Annotated in this window: 16 protein-coding genes and 1 tRNA gene; 7 read left to right on the forward strand and 10 right to left on the reverse strand. The window is 63.2% G+C overall.

The window, feature by feature from the left end; all coding sequences use genetic code 11:
• Positions 1-186 precede the first annotated feature (186 nt).
• Genes ACFE72_RS23255 through ACFE72_RS23265 form a run of 3 tightly spaced genes read right to left on the reverse strand, consistent with a single transcriptional unit; the run spans position 187 to position 3,426 of the window.
• Positions 187-1,275 (reverse strand): glycosyltransferase, encoded by a 1,089-nt coding sequence (locus ACFE72_RS23255; RefSeq protein ID WP_375415485.1) that lies wholly within the window; start codon positions 1,273-1,275, stop codon positions 187-189.
• Positions 1,276-1,288: 13 nt separating this feature from the next.
• Positions 1,289-1,939, reverse strand: a complete 651-nt coding sequence (locus ACFE72_RS23260) for a DapH/DapD/GlmU-related protein (RefSeq protein ID WP_375415486.1) — start codon at positions 1,937-1,939, stop codon at positions 1,289-1,291.
• On the reverse strand, positions 1,927-3,426 hold the full coding sequence (locus ACFE72_RS23265) for an aminotransferase class I/II-fold pyridoxal phosphate-dependent enzyme (RefSeq protein ID WP_375415487.1): 1,500 nt from the start codon (positions 3,424-3,426) through the stop codon (positions 1,927-1,929). Before ACFE72_RS23265 ends, ACFE72_RS23260 begins: the two co-directional genes overlap by 13 nt.
• Before the next feature lie 184 nt (positions 3,427-3,610).
• On the opposite strand from ACFE72_RS23265, the gene ACFE72_RS23270 reads away from it, so the two are divergent.
• Together ACFE72_RS23270 and ACFE72_RS23275 are read left to right on the forward strand one after the other, a co-directional pair.
• Complete coding sequence (locus tag ACFE72_RS23270) at positions 3,611-4,006, forward strand: DoxX family protein (protein WP_375415488.1); 396 nt, start codon at positions 3,611-3,613, stop codon at positions 4,004-4,006.
• A gap of 10 nt (positions 4,007-4,016) precedes the next feature.
• Positions 4,017-4,436: a DoxX family protein gene (locus tag ACFE72_RS23275; RefSeq protein ID WP_375415489.1), complete on the forward strand. Its 420-nt coding sequence runs from the start codon at positions 4,017-4,019 to the stop codon at positions 4,434-4,436.
• Between the two features lie 257 nt (positions 4,437-4,693).
• Here the strand turns inward: ACFE72_RS23275 and ACFE72_RS23280 are convergent, their stop codons facing one another.
• Positions 4,694-5,173 (reverse strand): Lrp/AsnC family transcriptional regulator, encoded by a 480-nt coding sequence (locus tag ACFE72_RS23280; RefSeq protein ID WP_375415490.1) that lies wholly within the window; start codon positions 5,171-5,173, stop codon positions 4,694-4,696.
• A gap of 267 nt (positions 5,174-5,440) precedes the next feature.
• On the opposite strand from ACFE72_RS23280, the gene trxB reads away from it, so the two are divergent.
• Both trxB and ACFE72_RS23290 read left to right on the forward strand, forming a co-directional pair.
• Positions 5,441-6,406, forward strand: a complete 966-nt coding sequence (trxB, locus tag ACFE72_RS23285; RefSeq protein WP_375415491.1) for a thioredoxin-disulfide reductase — start codon at positions 5,441-5,443, stop codon at positions 6,404-6,406.
• 2 nt (positions 6,407-6,408) lie between these two features.
• Entirely contained in the window at positions 6,409-7,332 is a 924-nt protein-coding gene (locus ACFE72_RS23290; protein ID WP_375415492.1) for a LysR family transcriptional regulator, read from the forward strand.
• A gap of 615 nt (positions 7,333-7,947) precedes the next feature.
• Here the strand turns inward: ACFE72_RS23290 and ACFE72_RS23295 are convergent.
• On the reverse strand, positions 7,948-10,260 hold the full coding sequence (locus tag ACFE72_RS23295; protein WP_375415493.1) for a heavy metal translocating P-type ATPase: 2,313 nt from the start codon (positions 10,258-10,260) through the stop codon (positions 7,948-7,950).
• Between the two features lie 26 nt (positions 10,261-10,286).
• Here ACFE72_RS23295 and ACFE72_RS23300 point away from each other — a divergent pair, with 26 nt between their 5' ends.
• A complete protein-coding gene (locus tag ACFE72_RS23300; protein WP_375415494.1) occupies positions 10,287-10,562 on the forward strand; it encodes a metal-sensitive transcriptional regulator in 276 nt (91 codons plus the stop codon).
• Positions 10,563-10,696: 134 nt separating this feature from the next.
• Positions 10,697-10,831, forward strand: coding sequence for a hypothetical protein (locus ACFE72_RS23305; RefSeq protein WP_375415495.1), 135 nt, complete (start codon positions 10,697-10,699; stop codon positions 10,829-10,831).
• 199 nt (positions 10,832-11,030) lie between these two features.
• Here the strand turns inward: ACFE72_RS23305 and ACFE72_RS23310 are convergent, their stop codons facing one another.
• Both ACFE72_RS23310 and ACFE72_RS23315 read right to left on the reverse strand, forming a co-directional pair.
• Positions 11,031-11,711: an AAA family ATPase gene (locus tag ACFE72_RS23310; RefSeq protein ID WP_375415496.1), complete on the reverse strand. Its 681-nt coding sequence runs from the start codon at positions 11,709-11,711 to the stop codon at positions 11,031-11,033.
• A gap of 187 nt (positions 11,712-11,898) precedes the next feature.
• Positions 11,899-12,210: a hypothetical protein gene (locus ACFE72_RS23315; RefSeq protein ID WP_375415497.1), complete on the reverse strand. Its 312-nt coding sequence runs from the start codon at positions 12,208-12,210 to the stop codon at positions 11,899-11,901.
• A gap of 216 nt (positions 12,211-12,426) precedes the next feature.
• Here ACFE72_RS23315 and ACFE72_RS23320 point away from each other — a divergent pair, with 216 nt between their 5' ends.
• A complete protein-coding gene (locus tag ACFE72_RS23320) occupies positions 12,427-13,230 on the forward strand; it encodes a glycosyltransferase domain-containing protein (RefSeq protein ID WP_375415498.1) in 804 nt (267 codons plus the stop codon).
• A gap of 15 nt (positions 13,231-13,245) precedes the next feature.
• Here the strand turns inward: ACFE72_RS23320 and ACFE72_RS23325 are convergent, their stop codons facing one another.
• The 3 genes from ACFE72_RS23325 to ACFE72_RS23335 all read right to left on the reverse strand — a co-directional run bounded on the left by ACFE72_RS23325 (position 13,246) and on the right by ACFE72_RS23335 (position 14,474).
• The gene (locus ACFE72_RS23325) at positions 13,246-13,599 is read right to left on the reverse strand and encodes a hypothetical protein (RefSeq protein ID WP_375415499.1); all 354 of its coding nucleotides are present in this window, start codon (positions 13,597-13,599) and stop codon (positions 13,246-13,248) included.
• A gap of 106 nt (positions 13,600-13,705) precedes the next feature.
• A complete protein-coding gene (locus ACFE72_RS23330; RefSeq protein ID WP_375415500.1) occupies positions 13,706-14,083 on the reverse strand; it encodes a hypothetical protein in 378 nt (125 codons plus the stop codon).
• Between the two features lie 314 nt (positions 14,084-14,397).
• Positions 14,398-14,474: transfer RNA gene (locus tag ACFE72_RS23335), tRNA-His, on the reverse strand.
• Positions 14,475-14,862: the final 388 nt, after the last annotated feature.

The following is a 14,862-nucleotide window of genomic DNA, read 5'->3' on the forward strand; positions in this document are numbered from 1 at the left end:
AGAAGAATCCATGCCATGCGCTACGTCCACTTAAATCGAACCGGACAGCCGTGGCCTTGAGCCGGGCATCCACGTCTTAAAGGCGCTGAAGCAAGAAAGACGCGGATGGCCGGGACGAAGACGGCCATGACGAAAGTGAACCATTTCAATCCGACGGCGAGAGCAGGGAAATACTGACTGCTTCGGTCAGGCTCTCTGGACGAGTTCGGCAATGCGGGCTCGGCTTTGCTCGAGTTCGGCCACCGTGTCGGAAAGCCGCTGTTCGTATCCCGCGACAATCGCCGCGAGCTCGGTAATCCGCGCATCGCGCTCTCTCGCTGCGGCGATGCCGAAGACGTCCGTTGCTCCGGCGGCGGTTCGAAGCCGGTGCAGTTCGGGATCCAGCCGCGCCGTTTCGTACAGGGTCGCGAGCGCGAACGCCCGATGCGCAGCCGATGGAATCGTCAGCGCGAGTTCTGCGAGCCAAAGATCGGGGCGGACGTCCGTTGCGATACCGCGCTGGGTCAGATCGTCGGCAAAGGTCTGTCCCAGCAGGACCGGGTCCATGGCCCGATAGCGCTTGAGGATTTGCGCGTATTCGAATTGCGACCTCAACAGCGTATCGGAGCGCGGCGCACTCGCGTTCTGATTGTCGTTTCTGATCCGGAACGCCGTCAGTTCCTCGCTCATGACATGGATCGCGTGTCCGGCGCTCAGCCGGACCCACATATCGAGGTCCTGCAGATTGGTCAGGCGAGGATCGTAGCTCCCGAGTTCGGTGTAGACCTGCCGCCGGATCATCGCGGTCGGGGCGCACAGTATGTTGCAGTGGAAAAAAAAGAACCTCAGCCAGGTCTGGCGGGAAAAATCCGGAAAACGAAGCGGCGCTCGGAAGTCGAAATAATTTTCGGTCGGTGCTCCGCTTTCGTCAACGGTAAGGGGCATGCCGAACACCACCGCGATCTTGGGGTGGGCGTCGAGAAATGCGACCTGGCGTTCCAACCGGCCGGGTAACGCAAAATCGTCAGAATTCAGGATCGCTACGAATTCGCCGCGCGCGCGCGCGATGGTCGCGTTCATGGCGTTGGAGATGCCCCGGTTGTGCTCCGATACGTACAAATCTATTCGCGGATCCCGGAACGTCCGCACCACGTCGGGGGTGCCGTCGGTGGAGCCGTCGTCGGTGACGACGATTTCAAAATCCTGGAACGACTGCTCGAGGATGCTCCGGATCGTCTGCCCTATGAAGGCCGCATGATTGAACGACTTGATGGCGACGGAAACTTTTGGCGTCATGGTCGGGGCTCGCTCAAACGCCGAATCCCCTGTAGCCAGCAATACCGCTTTCAACGGTTCTTGCCGGATTGCCGGTGACAACGGAATGCGGCGAAACAGGCCGGGTGACAGTGGCGCCTGCACCGACGACGGAATTTTCCCCGATCTCGATGCCGGGCAGGATCACGGCCCCTGCGCCTATCACGGCGCCGCGCCCTACGCGCACGCCGGCCGCCAGCACCGCGGCCGGGCCAATCGACACGAAATCGGCCAACGCGACGTGATGGCCGATACTGCTGCCACGATTGATGAATGCGAAAAGCCCTACGATGCTCTCGGCGCCGATGTTCGCCATGCTGTTGACGTAGCTTCCCGCCGCGATCCTGGCCGAGGACGCGACCACCGCGGTAGGGTCGACCAGGATAGCCGGCCTGCGGAAACCGAGCGATTGCGCATGCTGGCGGGTAGCCAGGCGATGACCCGGCGTGAACTGGGGCACAATGAACGCGTAGTCCAGTTCCGTCGTGGAAACCTCATCCGCCGCTATCACGCGCGCGTCCGGCGGAGCGAAGACCGGGCCGTCGATGTTTCTGACCCAGGCCGCGACATGCAGCTTCGATCGCAGGCAGGTCTCCGCGACGTCAGCTACGATCGGAGACCCAATGCCGTAGATCACGATCGGCATGCGGCGATGCTTTCAACAAGCGCGTTGGCGATGTAGTCGACCCGCCCCGCCGCGATCTCGCCCTGAATGGGCAGGCTGAGCAGGCGCGCCGCAAACTGCTCGGTGACCGGGAGCGACAGATCGGTCCGGAAAAAATGCGGATGTTGGTGTACCGGGCGAGCGTAGTGAATCGCGCTTTCAACGCCATGCGTCTCGATCAGGCAACGGCGTACCGCGTCGCGCTGATCCAGCGCGACCGCAAACTGATGGTAGACCGCGCCGTCGCAATGCGGCGGAAGTTCGAGCATCGCGTCTTTCAACTTCGATCGGTACTGGCCGGCAAGGACGCGGCGCGTTGCATTGTCCTCGTCGAGCCGGGGGAGCAATACCCGCAGAATCGCGGCTTGCACCTCGTCCAGACGACCATTGATACCCGGACCGACGCAAATCCTATCGGCGTCCATCCCGTAATTGCGAAGGCGTCTGACGCGTTCTGCGACGGACGGGTCATTCGTCACGACCGCGCCGCCGTCGCCGGCCGCGCCGAGATTTTTGGTCGGATAAAAGCTGAATGCCGCGGCCTGGCCGAACGAGCCGGTGCGCCGTGGGCCCAGGGCTGCGCCATGCGACTGGGCGCAATCCTCCACGACAGCCAGGCCATGGCGCGTTGCGATCTTCATGATTTCGGGCATGGCGGCAGGAAAACCATGCAGGTGGACTGGAATGACGGCCGCCGTAGAGGGGGTGATTGCCGCCTCCAGTGCGGCGACATCGATGCATCGCGATCCGCGATCGACGTCGACGAAGATCGGCTTTGCGCCCGTTGCCTCGATCGCGAGCGCGGTGGCGGCAAACGTCAATGAAACGGTGATCACCTCGTCGCCCGCGCCGACGCCCAGCGCTGCGAGCGCGAAGCTTAGGGCTTGCGTTCCGGACCCGACCCCAACGGCGTGCCGCACGCCGAGATAATCGGCGAACTCGTCTTCGAAGGCGGCGCATTCGGGTCCAAGAATGAATGTCCCGCTCTCGAACACGCGGGCGATGGCGAGATCGATGTCGGTACGCTGCCCGGCAAAGCGGCGTGACGGATCCGCTGCAGGAAGCGGTTGGTTGCGTCGCGGTGGCAGACGTGGCGGTCGGCGAGGCGAACCCGGAGCATAAGGTTGCGGCGCCATGACCGTCAAAATGGTGTCCGGCGCGAAATCCGTGAGCTCCAGAAACGATCCTGCGGGTACGACGACGCCGCGTTTCGGATCGTCGAGCAGCAGCGAGGTTCGGAACCCGCCGGTGCAGATCGAAAGCCGGCACCGACCGAGCCGAATCCAGAAAAACTCGTCGCAGGAAATGACATGGCCGCCCCGCGTCGCGCCGTTCGGCACGTCGGTAATGACGAAGATCCGGACCGGTTCGAACGGAAGGTTAGAACGGTCGAACGCGGCGAGCTCGCCGCGCGCGTCGGCATGCAAGGACACCGGTATCCATTGTACCCCTTCGGGCAGGCTGGTCATTCGCACCGGTTCCATGAATACATATCGCGCACGCCGGTTGGGACACTACCGGAGCGGAGACTACGACAGTTCCTTTTTACACGGTAAGGAGATTATTTCTGCGCGCATTGGCCGTCGCCGGCATACTTTCCTTCAAAGCCGCGACGCGATACCAATAGGACGCGATTCATTGGGGGGAATAAGCATGAATGAAACACTCGCGGCATGGACGCCGCGCGCCCTGAGCGTGCTGCGCATCGTCACCGGGCTGCTGATCATCCAGCACGGCATGGGCAAGATCATCGGCTTTCCGGCCTTTCCGGCCTACGCGAACGTGCAGCCGCTGTCGCTGGTCGGCGCCGCCGGCTTCATTGAACTGATCGGCGGCGCGCTCCTGATCCTCGGCCTGTGGACTCGGCCGGTGGCGTTCATCCTCGCCGGCGAGATGGCCTTCGCCTATTTCATCGGGCACTTTCCGAAGGGATTTCACCCGCTGATCAACGGCGGCACGCTGGCGGCGCTGTACTGCTTCACCTGTCTGTATCTGTCGACGGCGGGTGCGGGTCCGTGGAGCGTCGATGCTTCGATGGAAAAGGCCTGAGGGGGCGACAATGGATCAATTCAACCGGACGCTTGCACGCTGGGAGCCGATGGTTCTCAGCATTTTCCGAATCATGGTGGGGCTGCTGCTGTTTCAATACGGCATCGCGAAGATCCTGAAATATCCGGTGCTGCCGTATTTCGCCAACATCCCGCCGCTGATCACCACCGCCGGCGCGCTGGAATTGATCTTGGGGGCGTTGCTCATCCTTGGACTGTTCACGCGCCTGTCGGCATTCATCCTGTCCGGGGAAATGGCGTTCGCCTATTTCATGGGGCACATGTTCAAGGCCGGTGTCGGTGCGCCGGTCCTGATCCCGCTGCTCAACGGCGGCAACGCGGCCATCCTGTTCTGCTTCGCCTGCCTGTATCTGGCCTGCGCGGGCGGCGGCGTATGGAGCGTCGACGCGATGATGCGGAGGCGCGCGTAGGTTTCCGCAACAAAAGATCCCATCATCCTGTGAGAGCCTGACCGAAAAGCATGCAATGAAATCAGGCGTCATGGTTCGTCATGCCCGGCCTTGTGCCGGGCATCCGCGTCTTAAAGACGCTGAAGCAAGAAAGACGTGGATGGCCGGGACGAAGCCCGGCCATGACGAAAATGACCCATTTTCATTCCGGCGGCGAGAGCAGGGAAATATTGACTGCTTTTTCGGCCAGGCTCTCTGGATGACGGCGGTGTGCGCGGTCACCCCGGCACCTTCAACTCCAGCGGTACCGCGGCGGCGTATTTGGAGTTGTGCAGCACCAGCGAGGTCCGGACGTTGCGCACGTTCGGCGCCGCCGTCAGGTGCGTCACAAAGTCCTGGAACGTCGCCATGTCCGGCGCCACGCATTTCAAGATGAAGTCGACGTCACCGGACAGCATCCAGCACTCGCGCACCAAAGGCTCGGCGCGGACGAAATCCTCGAACGCGCGCAGATCGCCGTCGGCCTGGCTCGACAGATGCACGGATGCAAATACGGTGACGTCGAAACCAAGCAGCCGCGGATCCAGCAGCCCGCGATAGCCCTGGATGTAGCCGGCTTGTTCCAGCGTCCGCACGCGGCGCAGGCACGGCGGCGGCGAAATACCGACCCGCCGGGCCAGTTCGACATTGGTGATTCGGCCATCGGCCTGGATTTCGCTCAGAATTCTGAGATCGATCTCGTCGAGGCTCTTTGACACGTGAGTCCAAAATCCTGGGCTGGCAGATTTCGATTGAAATGACGGCAACAGTCTTAGCGGTCCTCCGCGCATTGCGCAATTTTATTGCGCGTGCAGTGCGCCATATCCGAACTTTCGGGGAAAATTTGCGGATACGGATTGCAAATCTTGCATAGCTCGACAGAAGCCTTAAATTGATGTGACACTTTAGACGCCGCAGCGATGTCTTCGCGGGCACATTCCGCCTCACCGCTGACCAACTGCCCTTAAGACTCAGGGACCGGACCCATGGCCGCCCCCATTCATGCCAAAGTCGTTATCATCGGGTCCGGACCAGCCGGCTACACCGCGGCGATCTATGCCGCGCGGGCGATGCTCGAACCGGTTCTGATTCTAGGCATCCAGCCCGGCGGCCAGCTCACCATCACCACCGATGTCGAAAACTATCCGGGCTTTGCCGATGTGATCCAGGGCCCCTGGCTGATGGAGCAGATGGAGAAGCAGGCGGCGCATGTCGGCACCAAGCTCGTCACCGACCTGGTCACCAAGCTCGAATTGGCGCAGCGGCCGTTCCGCCTGACCTGCGACAGCGGCGACGTCTATCTTGCCGAAACGGTGATCCTGGCCACTGGCGCGCAGGCGCGCTGGCTCGGCACGCCGTCGGAAGAAAAATTCAAGGGCTTTGGCGTGTCCGCCTGCGCCACCTGCGACGGATTCTTCTACCGCGGCAAGGAGGTCGTGGTGGTGGGCGGCGGCAACACCGCGGTCGAGGAAGCGCTGTTCCTGACCAATTTCGCATCGGCCGTGACCATCGTGCATCGCCGCGACCATTTTCGCGCCGAGCGTATCCTTCAGGAGCGGCTGTTCAAGCATCCCAAGATCAAGGTGATATGGGACTCGGCGATCGACGAGATCTGCGGCACCGAAAATCCGGGCAAAGTTACCCATGTCCGCCTCAAGAATGTCAGAACCGGTACGTCGAGCGAAATTCCCGCCGACGGCGTCTTCATCGCCATCGGCCACGCGCCCGCGACCGAACTCGTTATCGGCCAGATCAAGTTGAAACCATCAGGCTATGTCGAGGTGGCGCCGAATTCCACGGCGACCTCGGTGCCCGGCGTATTCGCCGCCGGCGACGTCGCCGATGAAACCTATCGGCAGGCAGTCACGGCCGCCGGCCTCGGCTGCATGGCCGCCCTCGAGGCCGAACGCTTTCTTGCGCTGCGCGCGAGCGACCGCGCGGCGGCGGAGTAGTCATGGCTCGAACGCGCGACGGATTCACCGACATGGATTGGGACAAGCTGAAGGTATTTCACGCGGCGGCGGAGGCGGGAAGCTTCACGCATGCCGGCGAGCAGCTCGGCCTGTCGCAATCCGCCGTGTCGCGGCAGGTCAGCGCGCTGGAGCAGGAGCTTTCGGTGTCGCTGTTCCACCGCCATGCCCGGGGGCTCATTCTCACCGAGCAGGGCGATCTGCTGTTTCGCACCGCGCATGACGTGTTCATGCAGTTGCAGGCGGCGCGCGCCAAGCTCACCGACAGCCGCGAGCGGCCGAGCGGCGACCTCAAGGTCACGACCACGCCAGGCGTCGGCATCAACTGGCTGATCCCGCGGCTGGGCGAATTCACCGCACTTTATCCGGAAATCCGGATTTCCCTGATCGTCACCGACGAGGAACTCGACCTGTCGATGCGCGAGGCCGACGTCGCGATCCGCACCCGCAAACCGACCCAGCCCGATCTCATTCAGCGCAAGCTGTTCGCGATGGGCTTCCACGCTTATTGCTCGCCGGAATATATCAAGCGGTTCGGCACGCCGCGCACGCTCGACGATCTCGACGGGCACCGCATCATCATGCTGAGCGATGGACAGATCGCCCCGCATCTGCAGAACCGCAACTGGCTGATCGAGGCCGGGCGCAATGGCTCGGGGCCGCGTGAGGCCTATTTCAAGGTCAACAACATCCTTGGCCTGGTGCGGGCGTGCCAGCAGGGGCTCGGCATCGCCGCCCTGCCGGACTATCTGGTCGAGGAAAACAACCGTCTGGTGCAGCTTTTCGGCGAACAGGATTCGATTCAGCTCGATACCTACTTCGTTTATCCCGAAGAATTGAAGACGGTGGCGCGGGTCCAGGTTTTTCGCGACTTCGTGGTCAGCAAGGCGCAGCGCTGGCCGTCATAGATACACGATAACGTCATCGCGTCTCGCTCGCATCTGTCCCGTCATATGCGGCTCGACCCGCGCATCCATCCGTCTCGCAACCAAGAACGCGCTGCCCGCCTTGTGTCGGCCATGACGTAGACCGCGCCGTCATGCCCGGCCTTGTGCCGGGCATCCACGTCTTTCTTTCTGATGTGGAGCAAAGACATGGATGGCTGGGACGAGTCCAGCCATAGGCACACATCTCGGCCGTCATTGCGGGTCGAGCCCGGCAATGACGGCGGAGATGTGGGGCGGGCGGAAGGGCCGGGGGCCGCGCAGAACAGGCGCCGCTTGCTCCTCCGAGCTTTCGCTGCCGGTCATCACCTCAGGTTGCATCCCTCGATCTCTGCATGACTGACATGCGGCACGGGCGGTTGCTGCGGGGTGCCAACGGGGATCATACTGGTTGGACACTGAGAGTTCGCGTTGCGCATTGTCCCCCTCCTCCAGTGGCGCGGAAGCTCAGTTATCCCTCTTGGAAGGTGATTGTGTCGGCCTCACGTGGCCAATACCTTAAGCCGGGCTCTTGCGAGCTCGGCTTTTTTTTGCGCTTCGCCATTGCGAGCGGGCGTGAAGATCACGATTTCGTGCGCGTCAATCCAACTTCACCTTCCCCAGCCGCAACGCGTTGGCGATCACGCTGACCGATGACAGCGCCATCGCGGCCGCTCCCACCATCGGCGACAGCAGGATGCCGGACAGGGGATACAGGACGCCGGCGGCGATCGGCACGCCGGCGGCGTTGTAGAGGAACGCGAAGCCCAGATTCTGGCGAATGTTCCGCATGGTCGCCTTGGACAATTGCCGCGCCCGCACCAGCCCCGTCAGATCGCCGGTCAAAAGCGTAATCCCGGCGCTTTCGATCGCAACGTCGGTGCCGCCGCCCATCGCAATGCCGACATCGGCCGCTGCCAGCGCCGGCGCGTCGTTGACGCCGTCACCCACCATGGCGACGTGGCGGCCCTCGCGGCGCAGGCGTTGCACCTCTTCGCTTTTGCGCTCCGGCAGTATCTCGGCCTCGACCTCGTCGATGCCCAGCGCTTTGGCAACGGCGCGCGCGGTGGTGAGGTTGTCGCCTGTCAGCATCACAATGCGCAGGCCGTCTGCCCGCAGCGCCTGCAACGCGGCTTGCGCCGACGACTTTATCGGATCGGCGATGGCGATCACGCCCGCGACGCGGCCATCGATCGCGGCATAGATCGCAGTCGCGCCATTCTGCCGCGCGGCCTCGGCGGCAGGGTCGAGATCCTGTGTGGCGATGTTCAACTCGCGCATCAGGGTCGCGTTGCCGAGCGCGACCTGCTTGCCGTCGACGGTCGCGGTCGCACCCTTGCCGGATGGTGCGGCAAAATCCCGGACATTGCCGGATATGAGGTTACGCGCTTTCGCCGCGTTGAGGATCGCCTGCGCCAGCGGGTGCTCGCTGCCGCGCTCGACGCCGGCGGCAAGGCGTAACAATTCGCGCTCGTCGATCCCGGCAGCCGGGATCACCTCGACCACCCTGGGCCTGCCTTCGGTGAGGGTGCCGGTCTTGTCGATCACCAGCGTGTCGACGCTTTCCAGTTGCTCCAGCGCCTGCGCGTCGCGAATCAGGATTCCGCAACGCGCGCCGCGGCCGATACCCACCATGATCGACATCGGCGTCGCCAGCCCGAGCGCGCAGGGACACGCGATGATCAGCACCGTCACCGCGGCGACGAGGCCAAAGCCGAGGCGCGGCTCCGGCCCGAACATCGCCCACGCCGTAAAGGCTGCCAGCGCCGCCGCGATCACCGCCGGCACGAACCAGCCGGCGACCCGGTCGGCAAGGCGCTGGATCGGCGCGCGCGAGCGTTGCGCGCGCGCGACCATGTCGACGATGCGCGCCAGCATGGTGTCGCGGCCGACCTTTTGCGCGCGCAGCACCAAGCCACCGCCTTGATTGACGGTACCGCCGATCACCTGGGCGCCTTCCGCCTTGCTTACCGGCATCGATTCGCCGGTCACCATCGATTCATCGACCGACGAGCGGCCCTCGGTCACGGTGCCGTCGAGCGGAATCCGTTCACCCGGCCGCACGCGCAACAGATCGCCGACCATGACCGCGTCCAGCGCCACGTCTTCATCGCCATGGGCAGCGATGCGCCGCGCCGTCTTCGGCGCAAGGCCGAGCAGCGCGCGGATCGCGCCGGAGGTCTTTTCGCGCGCGCGCAGTTCGAGCACCTGCCCGAGCAACACCAGCACGGTGATCACCGCCGCCGCTTCGAAATAGACCGCCACCGCGCCGTGCAGGTCGCGGAATGCGGGCGGAAACACCTGGGGGATGAGCGTTGCCGCCACGCTGTAAGCCCAGGCCACGCCGGTGCCCATCGCAATCAGCGTGAACATGTTGAGATGTCCGCTCACCAGCGAGCGCCAGCCGCGCACGAAAAACGGCGCGCCGGCCCACAGCACCACCGGGGTCGCCAGCGCGAACGACATCCAGCTCGACCAGGCCGCCGGCAGCCGATGCAGAAAGCCGAGATGGCCGCCCATCTCGACGGCGAAGACTGGAACCGTCAGCGCCAGCGCGATCCAGAAGCGCCGGGTCATGTCGATCAATTCCGGATCTGGCGCATCGTCGAGCGCGACCTGTTCGGGCTCCAGCGCCATGCCGCAGATCGGACAGGCACCGGGACCGGCTTGTTTGACGTCCGGATGCATCGGACAGGTGTAGGCCGAACCTGCGGGTGCGGCGGGTTCCGGCGGTTTCGGCTGCAAGAATTTCTCCGGCTCCGCTTCAAAGCGCTCGCGGCATCGGCCGGAGCAGAAGACATAATCCTGTCCCTTCCATGCGAAGCGATGTTTTGCGCTCGGCGGATCGACGCTCATGCCGCAGACCGGATCGACCGCCTTTGCCGTCATCGCAAAATCCCGCCACTTGACCATATACCCTATGGGGGTATATTAGGCGCATGCGCGCGGAGATCAAGGCGTCGGTGCTGAAACGGCTGAAGCGGGTAGAGGGGCAGGTTCGCGGCCTGGCCGGCATGGTCGAGGACGATCGCTATTGCATCGACATCGTCACCCAGATCGCCGCGGCGCGGGCGGCGCTGCGCCGGGTCGAGGAGGAAATCCTGCGCGATCATGTCGCCCATTGCGTCGAGCACGCGATCTCCTCCGGCGACAAGGCCGACCAGCGCCGCAAGATCGCCGAACTGATGGATGTGATCGGCCGGGCCGACCGGTAGGCCGCGACGGCACGCGCGCCGCCCGATGGTTAATCCGCGCTAGCACCTGTGTTCAAATGCAAGCGGGTTTGCGGCCGGGTTTTTAAAATTCCCCGCGTATGGTCCCTGCAACAACAAGAAACGCGGGGGGCGTCGTGAGCAGCCAAGACGATCAATTTTTCGAAGAGCCGGTCTTCAGCACGGGGGATATTCTGTGGGCGCTCGGGGTCTGGTCGGTCATCCTGGCGTTATCGCCGGTGATCATCTTCTATCTGCTGATGGTGAATTGAGGCGGGCTGGTCCGAACGTTTGTGTGCGAGGCGGAAAAACCCATCGTCGTCCCCGCCTTTGGGGACGACTGGCGGAGCTAGAGTTGCGCGCGTAAAGGGGGCGTGTTCGCGAAAGGCTTACATCCTTTCAGAATAGGCCCGCGCAACAAAAAAGCGCCCGGTAAACGCCCGCGCGCTTGTGGTCCCGACATGTCGCCGCTTATGCCGCCTGCCTGTGCATGGTGCCTGATGCCGAGACCTGGCCGCGGATCGCCTTGACCGAACGTTCGATTGCAGCCCAGAGCCGGCCGATCTCGGATGCCGCACGGCCTTCGGCGTAATATTCACGCACGCCTTCGCCATGGCCGAGCGCCATCAGCATGTCGGCGCGGTTGGTGATCTGGCCGCTCCACACCGGTGCACGGAATTTGGCCAGCGCCTCGCGCGCGATGCTGACAATGCGGCTTTCGACACCGTCCCGCGTCGCCGGGGCGCCGTTGATGACCACTGCATAGGGCTTGCGGTTGGAACGGCAGGTCTGAATGGTTTCCTGCACGGCGTCGACGTCGAACACGCCCGGGCGGGCGGGAATGACGACCATGGTGGCGTTGCGAATGGCATCCTCGACCACGCCCGACATATTCGGCGGGGTATCGATGAATACCCATTCGATGCCGTCGCGCTTCGCCGCGGCGACAATGCCGCTCACGGAATTGGCGGCGCTCCTGATCGGCGGTTCGTTGCTGCCGCGCAGCTTGTGCCAGAGCGTGAGCGACCCCTGCGGGTCGCAATCGACCAGCAGACAGGGTTTCGATGGTTTATGGACTTGCGCCGCGAGATGAGCGGCGAGGGTGCTTTTCCCCGTGCCGCCTTTACGCGATGCGAAAACAATGACGTTCATACCTCTGCCTCCAGATTGACGCTGAGAGGCGAAAATGAATCAGGTTGCTGATTCGCGAAAGTTAAATTTGCAGCCGATGCCGGCGAAGTATCTGATTTATCTGCCAGGTTGGCATTTGAGTCACATCATGCGCCGCGGCAAATCGGAAACGCCGATCCATTCAGCGCGACACCGACTCCAAAAAGACTCATTGCGTGTTCCTGGCGCGCTGACGTTCGATCCATTTGCGTTCGATCCATCCCAGCATCCGCGCCAGCGGTCGTTGCAGCAGCGGCACGTCCTGCGCGATCAACAGCAGGCCGAGCGGCAGCATCCAGAGTCCCAGGATCGGCAGAAAACTGAATACGCCCCCGACGACCAGCAGGATGGCGAGCGGTATCCGCACCAGCCGCGATGACGGCTTGCGCAGCCAGCGCACGAACTTCGCCGGGCGCGGCGACAGCTTGCCCTCGAACCACGCAAAATGGCGGTCGATGTCCGCCTTGTAATTTTCCGGCAATGCAATTCTCCTCTGTAGCGCAGATGTCGATGCCTTGCCGCCGTTGCAAGCGTCGGGATGTCGCGTCTAGGCTGTCATGCGCGGGCTTGAATCACCGGAGATCATCGCCACGCGCGGAGGAGCGGGCACGCGGAGCCTGCCGGCGGACGCATTCGCCGGCTTTGCCCATCCTCGATCCCGCGCTAGTATCGGCCCCGGTCCGGCCCGGAGTCCTCGATGAGACGCGTCGTCTACACCTGTCTGTTCGGGCACTCCGAGCTTTTCAACGACTTCAGCTATGACAGGGACGGAATCGATTTCGTCTGCTTCACCGATGACCCGGAGCTGCGTTCCGACTTCTGGAAGATCGAATTGCTGCCGCGCCGGGTGCTCGACCCCGCGCGCGCGGCGAAGAAGATAAAGGCGCTGGCGCACCTCTATCTCGCGCAATACGACTGCAGCCTGTACCTCGACAACACGGTGCGGCTGAAGGCCGAGCCGAAACGGATGTTCGAGCAATATCTGGCGCCGTCAAAATCCCCGCTCGTGTGTTTCAGGCATTTCGAGCGTGACTGCGTCTATGACGAGGCGAAAGCCGTCCTGTCGCTGAGCTACGATACGCCCGGACGGGTGAATCCGCAGATGGCGCTGTACCGGCATCTCGGCTACCCGGCCAGGAACGGGCTCGCCAAGAGCACCCTGCTGCTTCGACGGCACCAGGACCCGGCGCTGCAGCGGGTAATGAACGTCTGGCACGAGCAGGTGCTTTGCCACTCCAGGCGCGACCAGCTTTCGCTGCTCCCGGCGTGCTGGTTCGAAGATTTCGAACTGGAATACATGCCGGTGAGGTTCGATGCCTATGAGCTGATGGAATGGCCGGTGATCAAGGATAATTTGCGCGTGCCAAGAGACTTCGACGACGCATTGTATCTGGAGCTCAATCCCGATCTTGCGATGATCGGCATGGATTTGCGGAAGCACTATCTGCTGAGCGGACAGAACGAACATCGGCCATACCGGCGCGCCGGCATCGCCACGTGACCCCCGGGCGGCCGTTCAGGCGACGATCGTCCGGAACGCGAACCTTTGAGCGGATCGAACCGCCGGCTTCGGTAACCTTACGCCGCGCAGGGCCTCCTCGTGCTTGGTATAGAGCTGAAGCCAGCGCTTTTCGCGGCTCGTGGTCGGATCGCCGCCGAAGGTCCAGGCGATCCCGTCGCCGTTGCCATCCGATGGCGCCAGCGAATCCAGCGTTTCGAATTCGCGGGTTTCCGCCGAGGTCAGCCCGAGCAGGACCCGGCGCCCGTTCTCGTCGACGTCGTAGGGCTCCACCAGGAAATCCGGCAAGACAGGCCGGGCGCGGGGTCCGGCTTTGGATCCGTCAAAACGGCCCTTCAATATCTGCGTCATCGAAATCTCCACAAAGAAAATGCGGGGTTGCAACTACTTCACAAAAATGGCGCGCGTCATCCAAAACGGATGGTATTGAAATAAGTGGGAGCCTATCCGGCCGCGATCAAGTCGCGCCAGCCGGCTTGACGGGTTTTTTTGCTTTTTTCGGCTTCGGCTTGAGAGGCTTGGCGCCGACCGGCCTGCGCGCCGCCACCGGGGCCATCCGGACCGGCCTTCGTAGCGCAGTCACCGGGGTCGCCACCGGCTCCGGCCCCCTGAAATAAACACTGCAGCCCGGGCTGAGCCGGGACCGGTTCCTGATCATGCAGACCGTGACGCGGTCGACGTCCGGAATGGCGTCGCCGCAGAGCCGGAACGCATCGCCGGTGCACGCCTGCTGCTGCTCGGGCGTATAGGCGCGGGCGCCGTCGGGCGCCAGCGCCGATAGCGCCATCGCCAGCATCAAGCCGGATTGGAAAGTCCTGGATCGGACGGCAGCCATGACGCCCCCTAAGCGCAATGAATGGGTCGACGGGCAAAATTGATTCTACTCGCGGCGATTGTGGGTGAACGGCGCGGGATTGGCAAGGAGGCGGGGGCGGAGGCGGCCGCGGGACAAGCGCGGCACAAGCCGCAGTCCCTATCGACGGCATCGCCGTAGGAGGACGGGCGCAAAATATTTGTCAAACCGATAGCGGGCGTCGTCGAGTTACCGAACGATCTGTTGGTTGCGGCGACGACGACGCTTCCTCGAGGCGAACCGCCATGTGCCGAGGCGAGCGCCTCAACGATCGAAATCACCGGGTCTGGCTGTGCTGGTACAGTTGGGTGGGCTCGAACCACCGACCTCCTGTTCCACAGACAGGCGCTCTAACCAACTGAGCTACAACTGCATCCTGGAGCGGCCCAAGAAGGGGTCCCGAACGGGGCGGAAACTAGGTGCAACGCCGGGCTTTGGCAAGGCTTGGATGACCGCCCATCGGCATCGTTCCCGCCCAGGCGTTGGGTTCAGGCCGTAGCTTGGATCGAGCGAAGCGAGGCCGGGCCGCGAAACGAACACTGCTCGTGTCCCGCCGATGCCATAACCGCGTTACGCGCGTCTTGAAGACCAGAGGACAGATTAGCCAGCCCAGATTATCGCGGCTCATCAAGCCGGGGCGGACGGCGTAACCGCCGGCGCAGGCGGAGCGGCGGATTACGCTTCCGCCTTACCCGGTTGAACGGTAGCGTTCACGCACTTGTGAATGTATACCTATCCCCGCTCTTCAAACCTCGCTTATC

It is taken from the genome of uncultured Bradyrhizobium sp., from assembly GCF_964252615.1.
GTDB lineage: Bacteria > Pseudomonadota > Alphaproteobacteria > Rhizobiales > Xanthobacteraceae > Bradyrhizobium.

What these genes read in the sequence shown, in the direction of transcription:
- ACFE72_RS23310 (WP_375415496.1), bottom strand. Translation starts at nt 11,711, where the DNA reads ATGAACGTCATTGTTTTCGCATCGCGTAAAGGCGGCACGGGGAAAAGC.
- ACFE72_RS23270 (WP_375415488.1), top strand. Translation starts at nt 3,611, where the DNA reads ATGAATGAAACACTCGCGGCATGGACGCCGCGCGCCCTGAGCGTGCTG.
- ACFE72_RS23325 (WP_375415499.1), bottom strand. Translation starts at nt 13,599, where the DNA reads ATGACGCAGATATTGAAGGGCCGTTTTGACGGATCCAAAGCCGGACCC.
- ACFE72_RS23295 (WP_375415493.1), bottom strand. Translation starts at nt 10,260, where the DNA reads ATGGTCAAGTGGCGGGATTTTGCGATGACGGCAAAGGCGGTCGATCCG.
- ACFE72_RS23300 (WP_375415494.1), top strand. Translation starts at nt 10,287, where the DNA reads ATGCGCGCGGAGATCAAGGCGTCGGTGCTGAAACGGCTGAAGCGGGTA.
- ACFE72_RS23275 (WP_375415489.1), top strand. Translation starts at nt 4,017, where the DNA reads ATGGATCAATTCAACCGGACGCTTGCACGCTGGGAGCCGATGGTTCTC.
- ACFE72_RS23330 (WP_375415500.1), bottom strand. Translation starts at nt 14,083, where the DNA reads ATGGCTGCCGTCCGATCCAGGACTTTCCAATCCGGCTTGATGCTGGCG.
- ACFE72_RS23290 (WP_375415492.1), top strand. Translation starts at nt 6,409, where the DNA reads ATGGCTCGAACGCGCGACGGATTCACCGACATGGATTGGGACAAGCTG.
- trxB (WP_375415491.1), top strand. Translation starts at nt 5,441, where the DNA reads ATGGCCGCCCCCATTCATGCCAAAGTCGTTATCATCGGGTCCGGACCA.
- ACFE72_RS23265 (WP_375415487.1), bottom strand. Translation starts at nt 3,426, where the DNA reads ATGACCAGCCTGCCCGAAGGGGTACAATGGATACCGGTGTCCTTGCAT.
- ACFE72_RS23320 (WP_375415498.1), top strand. Translation starts at nt 12,427, where the DNA reads ATGAGACGCGTCGTCTACACCTGTCTGTTCGGGCACTCCGAGCTTTTC.
- ACFE72_RS23255 (WP_375415485.1), bottom strand. Translation starts at nt 1,275, where the DNA reads ATGACGCCAAAAGTTTCCGTCGCCATCAAGTCGTTCAATCATGCGGCC.
- ACFE72_RS23260 (WP_375415486.1), bottom strand. Translation starts at nt 1,939, where the DNA reads ATGCCGATCGTGATCTACGGCATTGGGTCTCCGATCGTAGCTGACGTC.